This window comes from Leisingera sp. ANG-Vp (assembly GCF_000813725.1).
Classification (GTDB): Bacteria; Pseudomonadota; Alphaproteobacteria; order Rhodobacterales; family Rhodobacteraceae; genus Leisingera.
This window is the reverse complement of the sequence record NZ_JWLD01000063.1, coordinates 1-15,754: the sequence shown is the minus strand read 5'-3', so window position 1 is coordinate 15,754 and position 15,754 is coordinate 1. Positions and strand designations below refer to the sequence as shown.

Below are 15,754 nucleotides of genomic sequence, written 5' to 3'. Positions count from 1 at the left end.
GACGCCAGCCATGACTCTGACCGATCTGCCCGCCTCCCCGGCCCGGGACAGGAACACCTACGCCGAAATCGAAGCAGCCGCCGCTCAGACCGGGCTAGCGGTCCATGCCGCGCTGCACCCGCAGCAAAAGCCGGTGAAGGCGCTGGAGGGCGGCACTCTGATCCTGCTGGGCACCACCTCAGAGTTCTGGAACATCTTCACCAGCAGTCCCGAGCACCGGGACGGCGCGCCGCATCCCGTGGACCGCTGGTCCCAGAGGGTGATTGGCGCCCTGGCGGAAGAGACCGGCGCCAACCCCTATTTTCCCTTTGGCGGCCCGCCCTACACGCCATTCATCAACTGGGCGCTGGCCTCGGGCCGGTTTTTCACATCACCGTCACAGATGATGGTGCATGATCGCGTTGGAATGCTGATATCCTTGCGGGGGGCCCTTCATTTCAAACAGGAATTTGACATTCCCCCTCCGCCTTTGGCAGAGTCCCCCTGCGAAAGCTGCCCCTCCCGTCCCTGCCTCAGCAGCTGCCCAGTGTCGGCGCTGGCAGACGGAGGCCCTTACGATCTGGCGGCCTGCCATGATTATCTTGATACCAGCGCAGGCGCCGGCTGCATGTCCGGCGGCTGCCTTGCCCGGCGGGCCTGCCCGCTGAGCCGCTCCGCCGGCCGGGACCCTGACCAAACTGCACACCACATGAGGCATTTTCACTCGCGATGACTTGCACCCTTATCCTGACCCGCCACGCAAAATCCGCCTGGGACACCAATGTGCCCAGCGACCACGCCCGCCCGCTGAACAAACGGGGCCGGCGCTCGGCCCCGGCAATTTCCGCCTGGCTGCGCGAAAACGGCTATCTGCCGGATCAGGTGATTTCCTCTTCTTCCCAGCGCACCCGAGAGACCTGGGAGCTGATGGGGATGGATGCCCCGGCAGCTTTTACTGAACGGCTCTATCACGCCAACTCGGATATCATGCTCAAGGTGCTGCAGGAGGCCGAGCAGCCGCGGGTCATGCTGATCGGGCATAATCCCGGCATCGCTGCTTTTGCCCATTCCATCGTGGCCACCCCGCCGGAGCACTCACGTTTTGACGATTACCCCACGGGCGCAACCCTGGTGGCGGAATTTGCCATTTCCAGCTGGCGCGATCTGACCTGGAGCAGCGGCAGGGTGATCGACTTTACCGTCCCGCGGGAGCTGCTGGGAGAGTAACGGCACCTCAACGAAAAAGGCCGGGCAACTGCCCGGCCTTTCTTTTGGCAAGCAAGAGCACCCTGCTTTCAGTGCCCCAGGATCTGGCTGAGGAACAGCTTGGTGCGGTCGCTCTTGGGGTTGTTGAAGAACTCTTCCGGCTCGTTCTGCTCGACGATCTGGCCGGCATCCATGAAGATCACCCGGTTCGCCACCTGGCGGGCAAAGCCCATCTCGTGGGTCACGCAGAGCATGGTCATGCCCTCTTCCGCCAGCTCGATCATGGTGTCCAAGACCTCCTTGATCATCTCCGGGTCCAGCGCCGATGTGGGTTCGTCGAACAGCATGATCCGCGGCATCATGCAAAGCGAGCGCGCAATCGCCACCCGCTGCTGCTGGCCGCCCGACAGCATGCCGGGGTACTTGTTGGCCTGCTCCGGGATCTTCACCTTCTCCAGGAAATGCATCGCCCGCTCCTCGGCCTCTTTCTTGGGCGTCTTGCGGACCCAGATCGGCGCCAGGGTGCAGTTCTCCAGGATCGTCAGATGCGGGAACAGGTTGAAGTGCTGGAACACCATGCCCACTTCCGAGCGGATCTTGTCGATGTTTTTCAAGTCGTTGGACAGTTCGGTGCCGTCGACGACGATCTTGCCCTGCTGGTGCTCTTCCAGCGCGTTGAGGCAGCGGATCAGGGTCGACTTGCCGGAGCCCGAGGGGCCCGCGATGACGATCCGCTCGCCCTGATTGACGGTCAGATTGATGTCGCGCAGCACGTGGAACGAGCCGTACCACTTGTTCATGCCATTGATTTCGATAGCGACCTCGTCGCTCACCTGCATCTTGGAGCGGTCGATTTGGCGGTCGGACATAAGTTCAGACATATGTTGAACTCCTTAACGGTGGTCGGTGGCGAGACGGCGCTCGAGCCACTGTGAGTATTGAGAAATGCCGTAGCAGACGACGAAGAACAGCGCGGCCGCAAAGCCCAGAAGCTCCCAGTAGACCCCGTTCCACTCAGTGGAGGCGAGGATCGGGCCGCGGATCATGCCCACCAGGTCGAACATCGAAATGACCGAAACCAAGGTGGTGTCCTTGAACAGGCCGACGGCCACGTTCACGATGCCCGGGATGGAGATCTTCAGCGCCTGCGGCAGGATGATCAGCCGCATCGCCTGGGGGTAGTCCAGGCCAAGGCTGTCAGCCGCTTCGTACTGCCCCTTGGGAAGCGCGGCCAGGCCGCCGCGGATCACCTCGGCGATATAGGCTGCCGAGAACATGGTGATCATGATCACCACGCGCAGGAACAGGTCGACGGTGCTTTCCGGCGGGAAGAAGTAGGCCAGCATCACCGATGCCACGAACAGCAGGGTGATCAGCGGCACGCCGCGCACAAATTCAATGAAGACCACACAGATCCACTTGATCAGCGGCATATCCGACTGACGGCCCAGAGCCAGTGCAATGCCCAGCGGCAGCGACAGCGACACACAGGTCACACCCAGCATCAGGTTCAGCATGAAGCCGCCCAGATCGCGCGACGGCACTGCCTGCAGCATGGCGTTGTCCGACGCCCCGTCCGGGATCAGCGCCCCGCCAATGAGCCACACAGCAAAGGCTGCGGCAATCGCCCCGAAGAAGCCGATGGCAAAGCTGCTCTTGCCGTAGGTCTGGAACACAAAGGCGCCCGCGGCAAAGCCCAGCAGCGCCACGATCGGCGCCAGGATGGTGCCGCCCCAGATCAGCCAGAAGGCCAGGAAGGGGTAGACAGCGGTAAAGGCCAGCAGCTTGCGCGGCAGGTCAAAGAACAGCACCGGCGCAATCGCAACCAGCAGCAGCACCAGGGCCAGGTTCGGACGCCAGTACTGATCCACCGGATACTTGAAGCCGTAAAGCAGCTGGTTCCAGCGCTCGGTCAGAACCGAGAAACAGGCGCCCACTTTACCGTTCAGAACTTCACGGCATTCCGCCAGCGAGCTGGTGGTCCAGACGCCGTTCAGAATCCAAGGCAGTGTCTTTGCAAGGATCATATAGATCGCCAGCAGCGCCAGGATCGTCAGGACAGAGTTGACGGCATTGGAGAACAGGTTCTCGCGCAGCCATTTGATTGGACCGGTCTCACCAGCCGGCGGCGGCGAGGGCGGAATGGTTCCATCCGCGACAAAAGCGATGGAATTGGTTGTCTGATCGCTCATGGCTCAGCGCTCCTTCAACTTCACGGATGCGTTGTAGACGTTCATGACCATCGAAATCGTCAGTGAAGCGGTCAGATAGAACAGCATCAGCAAGAGAACACATTCAATGGCGCGGCCGGTCTGGTTCAGGGTGATCCCGCCCAGAGTTGCGGTGATATCCGCATAGCCCACGGCAATCGCCAGCGAGGAGTTCTTGGTAATGTTGAGGAAGTTGGAGATGAGCGGCGGGATGATCACACGCAGCGCCTGCGGCAGCACCACCAGGTTCATCACCCGGCGCGGACGCAGGCCCAGGGCCGACGCGGCCTCGGTCTGGCCCTTGGACACCGCCTGAATGCCTGCACGGACGTTCTCGGCAATGAAGGCGCCGGTATAGATCGACAGGGCAAACCACAGCGCGATCAGCGGGCCGCCGATCTTGATGCCGCCCTTGAAGTTGAAGCCCTTCAGCTCAGGGTATTCCCAGGTCAGCCCCATGATCAGCATCAGCGCCAGGAACGGCACCAGCCATGCCGCGAGGATCAGCGACAGGGTCTTGGGCCGCACACCGGTAGCTTCCTGCTTGTTGTTGGCCCAGATATTGATCTGATGCGCCGCAAACCAGGAACCTGCGAAGCCGATAAGCACCAGCAGCCAGTTCATCGAGGCGCTGGCAAAGATGCCGTTCTCGAACCAGGGCATCGGGATGTAGATGCCGCGGTTGGTGAAAGCAAAAGCGTCAAACAGCATGCTGGAGGTGGCATCATCGCCGCGGAACGCCCGCGGGCCCGGCAGCACCGCCGTCATGATGGTGAAGATGATGATGATCCAGATCAGCACCGGGATGTTGCGGAAGATCTCGACATAGACCGCCATCAGCTTGGAGACGAGCCAGTTGTTGGAGAGCCGCAGAACGCCGGCGATCACGCCGAACACCGTCGCGGTGATACAGGCCAGGAAGGCCACCAGCAGCGTGTTCAGCAGGCCGACAAGGGCGGCGCGGCCGTGGCTGGACTGGTTGTCGTACTCCACCAGGCGCTGGTTGATGTCATACCCGGACGGATTGCCGAGGAAGGAATAGGAAATATTGAGCCCGGCTGCGCGGAGGTTCTGGATCAGGTTGTTTCCAAGATACCAAATGCACAGGGCAAGAACGACAGCCGCGATTACCTGAAAGGTCAGTGACCGGTAGCGGGTGTCATTGAAGAGCATAGACAGCCGAAACCCTTCGTTCGGCGGGTCAGTCAACGTTGACATGAATTGTGATCCCCTGGCTCCGATGGTCTGTCCCGGCGGGGTTGTCCCCGCTCCGCAGCGGTCCGGAGCTTTTTGCAGATAGGAAAAGGGCGCAGGAGTGTCCTGCGCCCTTTCCGAAGATGTGTTTAGCGGAACGGCGGTGCGTACAGCAGGCCGCCTTCGGTCCACTGAGCGTTCAGGCCGCGCGCCAGGCCGACCGGGGTGTCTTCACCGATGGTCTTGGCAAACACTTCGCCGTAGTTGCCGTTGGCGGCAACTGCGTTTTTCGCCCAGTCAGCCGACAGGCCCAGCATTTCGCCCAGGGTGCCTTCGGTGCCCAGCAGGCGGTTGATTTCCGGGTTGTCGGTGCCTGCGGACATTTCGCTGATGTTGGCCGAGGTCACGCCCAGCTCTTCAGCTGCGATCATCGCGTTCAGGGTCCAGCGGACAACATCGCCCCACTCGTGGTCGCCATGGCGGACCAGCGGGCCCAGCGGCTCTTTGGAGATGATTTCCGGCAGAATCGCATGCCCCGACGGATCGTCGAAGGTGGCGCGGGTTGCTGCCAGGCCGGAGGCGTCGGTGGTGTACACGTCGCAGGAGCCAGCCAGGTACTGCTGCTGGGCTTCAGCGTTGGTTTCGATCGGAACCGGCTCATAGCTGATGTTGTTGGAACGGAAGAAATCCGCCAGGTTCAGCTCGGTGGTGGTGCCGGTCTGGATGCAGACGGTTGCGCCGTCCAGTTCCTTGGCCGAGCTGACGCCCAGATCTTTCGGGACCATGAAGCCCTGGCCGTCGTAGTAGTTGACGCCCACGAATTCAAACTTCAGGTCGACATCGCGCGAGAAGGTCCAGGTGGTGTTACGGGCCAGCATGTCGATTTCACCCGACGCCAGCGCGGTAAAGCGGGTCTTGCCGGTGGTCGGCACGAACTCCACAGCGGTCGAGTCGCCCAGCACGGCTGCAGCCACAGCACGGCACACGGCAACGTCAAAACCTTCCCATTCCCCATTCGCATTCGGAGCCGCAAAGCCAACCAGACCGGTGGTCACGCCGCAGTTCAGCTTGCCGCGCGCCTTAACGTCGTCCAGCGTACCGGCAGATGCTGCGCCAGCCGCAAGACCGGCAAAGGCCATTGCGCCCAAAAATACGGATTTTTTCATTTTTACCTCTTCCTGATAGCCCGCCATTCGGCGGTTCTTATTTTCCGGCGATCCCCCGCCGGAAATGAGACCGAAGAAGGGTTTACCCCTAATTCGCGCCCAATTCTGGGCGCATTCATCAACAAACGTCAAGGGCGCGATCAGGAAATTCGATGTGCGCAGCGCGCACAAACTATTCCGGCGTATAATTTTATGCCGTTCGAGGGGCCGAAAAGGTAATTTTTTGAACTCTCAGGAAAAATCGTAGAAGCGTTTGGCGTGCAAAAACTCCTGCCGCTTTACTTCCGCGGCGGCCTGAGCCTCTTCATCTTCGCCCCACTGCTCCTCCTGCCAGCGCTCGTCCAGACGCGACAGCTGCCAGATCTCTTCCGCATCGCGCCAGCCCTGCGCGGCGGCAAAGCCCAGCACCAAAGACCCGGAAATCCCTACCAAATCATGGAACGCGGCCAGCTGAAACGGGGTCATCGCGTGCACTTGCCGGGACAGTTCCTCCAGGGCACCCGCGTCCTGCGGCTGATGCAAAACACCGGTGCGGGGCTGCAGACGGGCGCCCAGCGCATCGGCGGCCCAGTCCAGCACCGGGTCCCATTCGCTTGCTTGACGCAACGTCAACTCCACCGGCGTGTCGGCGCGGTAGCACAAGAGGTCGGAATCGCCGTATTCAGCCAGCATGGCGGCCACTTCGCTGTGCTGATGTGTCACCTTGTCAATCGCCGCATTCGCAGAACGGGTGCAAGGCATGCTCCCAGGGTCAACTGATTCGGTCTGCGCATCCCATTCCGCAGCGATGGCTTGGGCCATCTCCCGGGTGGGCACCACCAGCGGTGCCTTGGCCGGCGTCTTGACCCGGCGGCCATCCAGCTCCACTGCAAATCCGCCTTCGGCCTCCGCCACCGAGACCTCTTTCCAGAACCGTTTCTGTGCCCAGTTGCTCATCTCTCAAGCCTTCCAAATCTCTGCCAGCAGCGGCCGCAGCTCCGCGAAGTCGCGGATCAGGTAATCGGCGCCCAATGTCTCTGCCGGATGGTATCCCCAGGGCACGGCAATGGTGGTGACCCCTGCCGCCTTGCCCATCTCAATGTCAAACCGGGTGTCGCCGATCATTACGGTGCTGCTCCGGTCCACCCCGGTCTCCGCCATCGCCGTCAGCACCATCGAGGGATGCGGCTTCGAGGGATGATGGTCCGCCACCTGCCGGGTCACGAAACACTCCAGCCCATGCGCTGCGATCAGAGCATCGACCCCGCGCTGCGACTTGCCGGTTGCCACGCCCAGCAGATACTCCGGCACCGCGTTGAGCTCCAAAAGCGCTTCGCGCGCACCGGGATAGAGCGGCGAATGCGCTGCTCCCGCAGCCTGGCGGGACAGCATGTACGAGGATTTGTAGCCTTCAACCAGCGCGTCCAGCGTGGCGGCATCCTGTCCCGGTGCCAGCTCCTTCATTGCCAGGGGCAGCGACAGGCCGACAATCGCCAGGATCGCGTCCCGCGCCGGAACCTCCAGTCCAACACCTTGAAAAGCCTCAGTCATCGCGCCGGTGATCGCGCCCTGACTGTCGGCCAGGGTGCCATCCACATCAAACAGGATCAGCCGCAAGGGCGCGCTCACTTCAGATCCTCGAACGGATCATCCGCCGCCAGGTCCTCGGTCCAGCCGAAGGTGTCCCAGCTTTCCTTCATATGCTCCGGCAGCGGCGCCACCACAGCGATCTCCTTGCGGGTCACGGGATGTTCAAACACCATCCGGCGCGCGTGCAGATGCAGCTTCTTCGAGATCACCCCGCCGATCGAGGCGCCCCAGCCGTCGCCCAGGTTCTCCTGCCCCGAACCGCCGTATTTGCCGTCGCCGGCAATCGGATGGCCCATTCCGGACATATGCGCCCGCAGCTGGTGGGTCCGGCCGGTGACCGGCTCCATCGCCACCCAGGCCGCGCGGCTCGCCACACGATACAGAGTAGCATAAAGCGTATGCGCCCGCTTGGCGCCCGGCGTGTCATCGACATCGCGCGGATGCACGTTGATCATCTTCTCGCCTTCGCCGGACTTGCCATGGCCCGGCGCCTTCACCAGGCCATTCTTGATCTCGCCCAGATAGGGCGTCGGCACGCCGGCCACCAAAGCCCAGTAGATCTTGCGGGTGTTCTTATGGCGGAAGGCAGCGGTCAGCGCCTGCGCCGCCTTGCGGTTCCGCGCCAGCACCAGCACGCCCGAGGTATCCTTGTCGAGCCGGTGCACCAGCTTGGGCTTTTCCTCCAGCCCGAATTTCAGCGCCTCGGACAAACCATCCACATGTTTGGTGGTGCCGGAGCCGCCCTGCACCGCCAGCCCCGCAGGCTTGTTCAGCACAATCACATCGTCGTCGCGGTAAATCACGCAGGACTGGATCATCTTGGCATCCGCTGCCGAGATCCGCACCGCGCGCGGCTCGGCCGGCTTGTGATCCGCATCCGGCAGCGGCGGCACCCGCACGGTCTGGCCGGTCTCAACGCGCGAATTCGCCTTCACCCGGCCGCCATCCAGCCGCAGCTCGCCCTTGCGGCACATCTTCTCGATCCGCCCCTGGCTCAGATGCGGAAACAGCCCGCGCAGCCAGCGGTCGATGCGCTGGCCGCCATCGTCCTCACCCACGGTGATCATCTGCACGCCGCTCATGCGAACACTCCTCTGCCTGCCATCAGGCCCAGAAACAGCCCGCCGACCGACAGGCCCACGGACAGAATTACATACAGCGCCGCCTGCCCGAAGGCACCGCGCTCGATCAGATTGGCGGTCTCCAGCGAAAACGCCGAAAACGTGGTGAAGCCGCCCATAAGCCCGGTCATCACCAGGGGGCTTGCCCAGGTCAGGTCCCGCATCGCCGCCGCCACCACAAAGACCCCCATCAGGAAGGAGCCAAGGATGTTCACCATCAGCACCGCCACCGGGAAGTCGTGATGGCCCAGCAGCCGGATCACCCCCAGCCCGGCCAGATAGCGGCACACCGCCCCAACAGCGCCGCCAAAAGCGACCATGGAAACCGAAGTCATCATTCCTGTCCTGTCGCGCGGGGACGCAGGGATGTCAAGTTTTCGCCGCTATGCGCTGCTATCAAGGCTGCTAATGTACTGGCTTTCCTGGCCGCTTTTTTAAAAACACTGCCATTGGAAAAAACATGGACAACGGCACCTACAAACACTGCACCACCCTGCTTCAGAACGGTGCCTTCGAAGCTCTGCAGGAAATCCTTCGCCCTCTTCTGCAAGCGGGAGATCCAGACGCGCAGTACCTGAATCTCATGTTTTCGCTCTCGGAAACTGGAGAGGAGTTTGATGCCAGGCGTGTCAAAGGCCTCCAAGACCTGGCGCGGCACGGCCACAAACGTGCGATCTTTGACCTGGCCTGGCTCTATCGCCACGGAGACGACGGCCTGGCGCAAGATGAATTGAAGTTTCTGCAATTGCTAACCGCATCGTCACTCATGGGAGGCACAGAGGCGGCAGAGCTCTTGAAGGCCTATCTGGCAGCTCAGCTTAACTGGGACTCTTTTCCAGAAACGGGCTGAACAGCGCGCTTCTTTCTGGTCTAAAATACCCCCGCCGGAGGCCCCGGTTTTCCGGCAGGAAAGCCGGACTGCCCCGCTTCAGCCGAAACGCTTGGGCACCGGTTTGCCGGTCAGCCGCTCCCAGTACTCATCCGCCCGCTTTTCAAAGGTCGGCGACTGGCGCGCATCGCTCACATAGAAGCGGCCTGGCGCACCCTCCGGCGCATAAGGCTGGTCAACCCAGCCCCGCGGGTCCTTGTGCGGGCTGCGGTAGCCTTCGTGGCCCAGCTCTGCGGCCCCCTGGTAATGGGCATCGCGCAGATGCAACGGCACCGCCATCGGCGGCTCCTTGGCCACCGCCGCCAGCGCCGCGGCAATCCCGTGGTTGGCAGAGCCGGATTTGGGCGCGCGGGCCACATGCAGCGCCGCATGGGCCAGGATGATCTGCACTTCTGGCAGCCCCACCATCTCAACCGCCTGCGCCGCCGCCACCGCCGTCTGCAGTGCGGTGTTGTCGGCGAGCCCCACGTCCTCCGAGGCCTGGATCATGATCCGCCGCGCGATGAACCGCGGGTCCTCGCCGCCATGGATCAGCCGCGCCAGCCAGTACAGCACCGCATCCGGGTCACCGCCCCTCATCGACTTGATAAAGGCCGATATCACATCATAGTGCTGATCGCCCGAGCGGTCGTGGTTGACCGGCGCCGCCCTGTAGGCCTCCTCCAGCATAGCATCGGTGACCTTGGCCGCACCGCCGGTGTGGCCGATGGCCAGGCTTTCCAGCGTCGTCAGCGCCCGGCGCGCATCGCCGCCTGAGCGGCCCGCGATCACCCGCTTTTGCTCGGCACTCAGAACCACCTCAATGCCGGCCTGAGCCAATTGGCGCAGCCCGCGGTCGAGCACCTCTTCCATATCCTCGATCGAGATCGGCTCCAGCTTCAGGATCGTGGAGCGCGACACAAGCGCCTTTGGCAGCGCGGTATAGGGGTTCTGCGTTGTTGCGCCGATGAAATCGGCGGTGCCGTCCTCGCAGATCGCCAAGAGGTCATCAGCCTGAGTCGCCGAGAACCGGTGCACCTCGTCCACAAATATCAGCAGCGGCCGGATCCGCGCCTCATCGGCCAGCTGGCGGATGTCCTTGACGCCTGCGCGGGTGGCATGCAGCTGGCGGAATTCCTTGCTGAGCATCTCGCCCGTGGCCCGGGCAATCGAGGTCTTGCCGATCCCCGGCGGACCATAGAGCACAATGCTGCCGAGCTGGCCCGCGGCAATCCGGCGCCGCAGGATCGAACCTTCAGCGGTCAGCGCCTTCTGGCCAATGACATCATCCAGCGACCGGGGCCGCAGCGCGGCGGCAAGCGGCTGGCTGCCATGTCCGCCGCCTGCATCAAATAGATCCGCCATTGTTAACCTCGCTTTCGCGGTGATCTGCTGTGCAAGATGGGTGGTCCCGCACCCCCCGCGCGTCAAGTTTCAATTGCCGGAGGCCGCACAGAATCCGCCTGCAGGCTTCGCGCCTGCCGGTCAGAGACGGAACCGCAGCGACATCCGGTTGCCGCGGCGCTGCAGGTCGATCTGGATCCAACGCCCGCTGTCCGACAGGATCGCGTACACGTCATCCGGATTGGCGACCGCCTGGCCATTGACGGCCAGCAGCTGATCGCCCGGCTGCACACCTCCGCGCCCGGCATAAGGGCCCGGGTTGGTGACCACCACCCCCTCGGAGGCAAGCGGCAGGCCAAGCCGCGCGATCACCCGCGGATTGATCCGTGCCACGGTCAGCCCGGGCAGCGCGGTCTTCTCGTCCAGCTGCACCGGATTGGCAGGCGGCTGATCGGGGGCTGCAATCATCGGCACCGCAACCTCTTCCCGCGCATCGCCGCGCAGCCGGGTGATGGCCGAGAGCCCGTCCAGCCCCGCCACCGACATCCGGAACACCATTTCCGAGGGCGAATTCACCACTTCACCGTCCACATGGGTGATCACATCGCCCACCTTGAAGCCCGCCTTGGCAAAGGGGCTTTCGCGGTGCAGGTCCGAGATCACCATGCCTTCGGGCAAATCCATGCCCAGCGAGGCCGCAAGATCCGCGTCCACCGGCTGCCCGGCCATACCGGCCCAGGGGCGCTGGAACTCTTCCGAGCCGCGGCGGGCCTGGCTCACAAACTCCTTCACCAGATTGGCCGGAATCGCAAAGCCGATGCCGTTGGAGCCGCCGGAGCGCGACAGAATGCGGGTGTTGATGCCGATGAGATCGCCGTTCACGTCGATCAGCGCACCGCCGGAGTTGCCCGGATTGATCGGCGCGTCGGTCTGGATGTAATAGCCAAAGCCATCGCCTGCACCCATGCCGGTGCGCGCAAGGCCCGAAATGATGCCGCTGCTGACGGTCTGGCCGACACCGAACGGGTTGCCGATTGCCAGCGCCAGCTCGCCAACCTCGACCTGATCGCTGTCGCGCAGGTTCAGATGCGGCAGGTCTTCGGCAGCTTCCAGCTGCAGGATGGCCAGGTCGCTGGCCTTGTCGCCCAGGATCACCTGCGCGTTGTACTCCCGCCGGTCCGCCGTCACCACGCGGATCTCGGTGGCCATGCCAACCACGTGGTAATTTGAAACCACGATGCCGTCCCCCGACAGGATCACACCGGACCCCAGCGAGTTTTCCACCCGCGGCTGCGGCTTGGCAAAGCCCCGGAAGAAATCATCGAAGAACGGGTCGTTCATGAAAGGCGAGCGGCGCTGCTGCACCTGGCGCACCACCTTGGCGTAGATATTCACCACCGCAGGCGAGGCCTGTTTGACCAGCGGCGCAAAGCCCAGCGCGATTTCGGCCTGGCTCTGCGGCACTTGGGTTTCCGCGGCGGCAGGCAGGGCCAGGATGATGGCGAGGGCGGTCAGGGCGGGACGGATCATGCGGGCTCCAGCAAAATGTTGCCCGAAGGATATGCGGAGAGAACGCCCGGATTGCAAGGCAGGAGGCTGCCGGGGCCGGCGCGGGGGGGGGGGGCCCTGCCCCTCTTGGCCTCGCGGCCAATTCACCCCGGGATATTTAGAACCAGAAAGAAGCTGAGACAGAGTATCAGTCCAGCGGCGCGTGCAGCCTGGTGCCCTTGGTAATAATTCCGCCGCGGCTGCCAGGGGTGATGCTGCCATAGCGCTGCTTGAAGCATTCCGGCAGCTCCCGGTCGCCTTCGGGAGACAGCCACAGGCGGAACAGGTGGCGGCGGCGGCCGGGCTCCGGCCAGTCGGTGAAGCCGGTGCGGTCGTGCAGCTGCGAATGGTTATAGACAAACTGCATGTCGCCCGGCTGCAGCCGCATGGTCAAATGCAGCTCCGGGTCATTGGCCAGGGCGTCAAACATGTCCAGAGCCTCAACATGCTCCGGCGTCAGCCGCATCGCGTCCGGAAACCGCTGGGCGCTGCCGATGTACTGGCGCTGATAGAACACGGTGAGCTTGCCCTGGTGCCAGCTGAGCGGCGGAATGGTCATAAAAGGCTGCATGCCCTCGGGCACCTCGCCGCGCCGGTCGGTGGCCAGCGGGTCAAACAGGCGCTCCAGCAGGTCCAGCCGTTCTGCACGCATCCGGTTATAGATCGCCTCGGCGCTGACCAGCAGGGAATCCCCGCCCTCCCTGGCCTCCTGCAGGCACAAAAGCCCGACCACGTCAGCGCTGTCGGTGTGGAAGGTCTGGCGCTCATGGGTCTGGTAGATACGGGTGTTCGGATCATTGGCATCAGCACCAATGTCGCGCACATGGCCGAGGATATGGCCTGCTGCATTCTGCGATCGGGCGGAGCCCAGATGCGCCCCCACCCCGCAAAAGATGGCCGCTGCCATCTCCTGGCTGTAGCCTGCCACCGGCAGACCGCGCAGCACCTCGAACCCGATGCCGTTCAGCAGCTTGCCCTTCAAGGCTTCCAGGTGTCCGGCAAAACGGGTCAGCGGGAAATCCGCCTTGGTGATTTCCCCGATATCCCGGCCCAAGCCCAGAAAATGCCGGGCCGCCTGCTCCAGATCGGCGATGTCCTCCGCTGCCAGCTGCACCAGCCAGCGCTCAGGATGCGCCTGCATGTTTCTGCCGGTCCAGGCGGCAGGGCCATCAATCCGTTCCGGCAATTGTCGGTTCTGCATCGGTGTGTCCTCTGTCGCGCATGCCGGTCCGGTATATCAAAGGCACCGCAAAGCCTGAAGCGGACCCGCAGCAAAGCAGCTGTTTGCCGTCCTCTTGCCCGCGCCTATCCAGCCCGCTGACGGTGCAGGAACAGAAACTGGCCAGCGTGCGGCTGAACTGCTCCGGTCTGGCACGGCCGGAATCTTTTGCCCCGGCAACGCCATTTCTCTGAACCGCAGACACGCCCGCCAAGCTCCAAGGCCGCAGGGCGGGCGCTGTAAGAGAGCTGTGATGGCAGAGCGCTTGCGGCAGGCACGCCCCGCCGGGTACGTGCCCTGTTCCGAAATTTCAGACTTCGGCCAATGCATCAGCAGGGCTGCCAGCAGCCGTTTTCGCACGCCTGGCCTCTACCGCATCTGCCAGTCTTTCCAGCTCGGCCACCGTGTCCTCCCAGCCCAGGCAGCCATCGGTGACCGATTGCCCGTAGGTCAGCTCTCCTTTGCCCAGATCCTGGCGGCCCGCCACCAGATGGCTTTCAATCATCACACCTGTGATACGCTGGTCACCGCCTGCAATCTGCTCTGCCACATCGGTCAGAACGGCCGGCTGTTTCAGGGGGTCCTTGCCGCTGTTGGCATGGCTGGCATCGATCATCACGTGGCCGCGGATGCCGTCCTTCTCCGCCAGCTTGCAGGCCGCATCCACCGAAGCCGCGTCATAGTTGGTGCCGCCGCCGCCGCGCAGGATCAGGTGGCAGTCCGGGTTGCCGCTGGTGGCAGCAATCGCCGCGCGGCCCGATTTGGCCAGTGCCATGAAATGATGCGGATGCGCTGCCGAGCGCACTGCATCCACCGCGATCTGCACATTGCCGCGGGTGCCGTTCTTGAACCCTACCGGGCAGGAAAGCCCTGAGGCCATTTCGCGGTGGATCTGGCTTTCGGTGGTGCGGGCGCCGATGGCGGCCCAGGCAACCAGATCGGAGATGTACTGCGGCACCGCTGTATCCAGGAACTCTGTGCCCACAGGCAGGCCCAGCGCGTTGATGTCCAGGCACAGCCGGCGGGCCAGGCCCAGGCCCTCGTTAATGCGGAACGAACCGTCAAGCCCTGGATCGTTGATCAGGCCTTTCCAGCCGCTGATGGTGCGGGGCTTTTCGAAATAGACCCGCATCACGATCTCCAGCTGCCCGGCCAGGCGTTCGCGCAGCGGCTGCAGCCGTTTTGCATAGTCCATCGCCGACTTGGGGTCGTGGATGGAACAGGGCCCCACAACCGCGGCAAGCCGGTCATCGCGCCCGTGCAGGACGCTCTGGATTGCGGCGCGGCTGGCCAGCACTGTGCCAGCCGCGGCCTCGTTGGCCGGCAGCTGCAGGGCGAGGTCTTCGGGAGAGATCAGTTCCTGCATGCCGGTGATGCGGAGATTTTCGGTTTGCGGTGTCATGTCCTTGCTTTCTTGGCGGGCGCCCTTCGCCGGCAGGCATGAAAAAAGCCGCCTGCGGGTGCGGGCGGCTGGTTGGTGTCCTGGTGCTTTCTGACTGGTTTTCAGAATGCGATGACCCCTCCGTCCGCCGTGTGGCGCGGATAGAAGAAATACCAGAATGCGGCAACGATACGGGTCATGGGCCGGACGCTAACGGAGTTTCCCAGGCCTGTCACCCCGGAAAATCATCCCGCTGTGTTTCAGCGGAATTGCACTGGGCAGGCCCTCCGCCGGAGAGAGCCTGCCGTTTTGCGCCTTTGCCAGCAGATCAGAAGTCCTGCCACAGCTCGCGGGCAGCGTTGCCGTCGGCCTCCGGCACCGCGCCAGGCGCCGGGCTGGCCGCAACTTCCCAGTCATCTCCGCCATGGGCAGTGGGCTGCGCATTGACCTCCGGCTCCGCTGCTGCGGCGGGACCGGGATGCGCCTTGCCGCCTCCTTCAACCTTGAACCGGGCAACAAGCTCCGACAGCTTGCCCGCATCGGAGTTCAGCATATGGCCCGCTGCCGTGGCCTCTTCCACCATGGCTGCGTTCTGCTGTGTCACCTGATCAAGCTGCGTCATGCCGGTGTTGATCTCGGCGAGGCCAGTGGACTGTTCGGCGGCGCCTTCGGCAATCTCCGACACCAGCTGCGAGATATGGCTGACCCGGCCAACGATGGACTGCAGCGCATCGCCGGCACGGCCGACCAGGTCGACGCCCTGCTCGACCTGCCGCGAACTGTCGCCGATCAGGGTCTTGATCTCCATCGCCGCATCCGAGGAGCGCTGCGCCAGAGCCCGCACTTCCGAGGCCACCACCGCAAAGCCGCGGCCCGCTTCGCCGGCACGGGCCGCCTCGACCCCGGCGTTGAGCGCCAGCAGGTTGGTCTGGAAGGCGATGTCGTCGAT

Annotated in this window: 16 protein-coding genes; 3 read left to right on the top strand and 13 right to left on the bottom strand. The window is 63.5% G+C overall.

From position 1 onward, the window contains the following. Positions 1-10 precede the first annotated feature (10 nt). Together RA20_RS18610 and RA20_RS18605 are read left to right on the top strand one after the other, a co-directional pair. Positions 11-712 (top strand): hypothetical protein, encoded by a 702-nt coding sequence (locus RA20_RS18610; protein WP_039132243.1) that lies wholly within the window; start codon positions 11-13, stop codon positions 710-712. Beyond that, on the top strand, positions 709-1,206 hold the full coding sequence (locus RA20_RS18605; RefSeq protein WP_039132241.1) for a SixA phosphatase family protein: 498 nt from the start codon (positions 709-711) through the stop codon (positions 1,204-1,206). The genes RA20_RS18610 and RA20_RS18605 overlap by 4 nt, the downstream gene beginning before the upstream one ends. A gap of 68 nt (positions 1,207-1,274) precedes the next feature. Here RA20_RS18605 and RA20_RS18600 read toward each other — a convergent pair whose 3' ends face one another. From RA20_RS18600 to crcB, 8 genes are all read right to left on the bottom strand, one after another. Further along, the gene (locus tag RA20_RS18600) at positions 1,275-2,066 is read right to left on the bottom strand and encodes an amino acid ABC transporter ATP-binding protein (protein ID WP_039132239.1); all 792 of its coding nucleotides are present in this window, start codon (positions 2,064-2,066) and stop codon (positions 1,275-1,277) included. A 12-nt stretch (positions 2,067-2,078) separates the two neighbouring features. Then, the gene (locus RA20_RS18595; protein ID WP_039132236.1) at positions 2,079-3,377 is read right to left on the bottom strand and encodes an amino acid ABC transporter permease; all 1,299 of its coding nucleotides are present in this window, start codon (positions 3,375-3,377) and stop codon (positions 2,079-2,081) included. A gap of 3 nt (positions 3,378-3,380) precedes the next feature. Further along, positions 3,381-4,613: an amino acid ABC transporter permease gene (locus tag RA20_RS18590; protein ID WP_039132234.1), complete on the bottom strand. Its 1,233-nt coding sequence runs from the start codon at positions 4,611-4,613 to the stop codon at positions 3,381-3,383. Between the two features lie 125 nt (positions 4,614-4,738). Continuing rightward, complete coding sequence (locus RA20_RS18585) at positions 4,739-5,755, bottom strand: amino acid ABC transporter substrate-binding protein (protein ID WP_039132386.1); 1,017 nt, start codon at positions 5,753-5,755, stop codon at positions 4,739-4,741. A 231-nt stretch (positions 5,756-5,986) separates the two neighbouring features. Continuing rightward, positions 5,987-6,691: an ATP12 family chaperone protein gene (locus tag RA20_RS18580; protein WP_039132232.1), complete on the bottom strand. Its 705-nt coding sequence runs from the start codon at positions 6,689-6,691 to the stop codon at positions 5,987-5,989. Positions 6,692-6,694: 3 nt separating this feature from the next. Then, the gene (locus RA20_RS18575; RefSeq protein ID WP_039132230.1) at positions 6,695-7,363 is read right to left on the bottom strand and encodes an HAD-IA family hydrolase; all 669 of its coding nucleotides are present in this window, start codon (positions 7,361-7,363) and stop codon (positions 6,695-6,697) included. Further along, positions 7,360-8,406 carry an RluA family pseudouridine synthase gene (locus RA20_RS18570; protein WP_039132227.1) on the bottom strand — a complete coding sequence of 349 codons (1,047 nt, stop codon included), beginning with the start codon at positions 8,404-8,406 and terminating at the stop codon, positions 7,360-7,362. Before RA20_RS18570 ends, RA20_RS18575 begins: the two co-directional genes overlap by 4 nt. Then, the gene (gene crcB, locus RA20_RS18565; protein WP_039132225.1) at positions 8,403-8,783 is read right to left on the bottom strand and encodes a fluoride efflux transporter CrcB; all 381 of its coding nucleotides are present in this window, start codon (positions 8,781-8,783) and stop codon (positions 8,403-8,405) included. The genes RA20_RS18570 and crcB overlap by 4 nt, the downstream gene beginning before the upstream one ends. 122 nt (positions 8,784-8,905) lie before the next feature. On the opposite strand from crcB, the gene RA20_RS18560 reads away from it, so the two are divergent. Then, on the top strand, positions 8,906-9,295 hold the full coding sequence (locus RA20_RS18560) for a hypothetical protein (RefSeq protein WP_039132223.1): 390 nt from the start codon (positions 8,906-8,908) through the stop codon (positions 9,293-9,295). A 78-nt stretch (positions 9,296-9,373) separates the two neighbouring features. On the opposite strand, the gene RA20_RS18555 is transcribed toward RA20_RS18560, so the two are convergent. The 5 genes from RA20_RS18555 to RA20_RS18530 all read right to left on the bottom strand — a co-directional run. Next, complete coding sequence (locus RA20_RS18555) at positions 9,374-10,678, bottom strand: replication-associated recombination protein A (RefSeq protein WP_039132220.1); 1,305 nt, start codon at positions 10,676-10,678, stop codon at positions 9,374-9,376. Positions 10,679-10,798: 120 nt separating this feature from the next. Further along, positions 10,799-12,187: a trypsin-like peptidase domain-containing protein gene (locus tag RA20_RS18550; protein WP_039132217.1), complete on the bottom strand. Its 1,389-nt coding sequence runs from the start codon at positions 12,185-12,187 to the stop codon at positions 10,799-10,801. A 166-nt stretch (positions 12,188-12,353) separates the two neighbouring features. Further along, positions 12,354-13,406, bottom strand: coding sequence for a TauD/TfdA family dioxygenase (locus RA20_RS18545; RefSeq protein WP_039132215.1), 1,053 nt, complete (start codon positions 13,404-13,406; stop codon positions 12,354-12,356). Between the two features lie 328 nt (positions 13,407-13,734). Next, a complete protein-coding gene (locus RA20_RS18535) occupies positions 13,735-14,826 on the bottom strand; it encodes a 3-deoxy-7-phosphoheptulonate synthase (protein ID WP_039132211.1) in 1,092 nt (363 codons plus the stop codon). Between the two features lie 307 nt (positions 14,827-15,133). Further along, positions 15,134-15,754, bottom strand: a 621-nt coding sequence (locus RA20_RS18530; RefSeq protein ID WP_039132209.1) for a methyl-accepting chemotaxis protein, incomplete at its 5' end; no start/stop codon positions are given.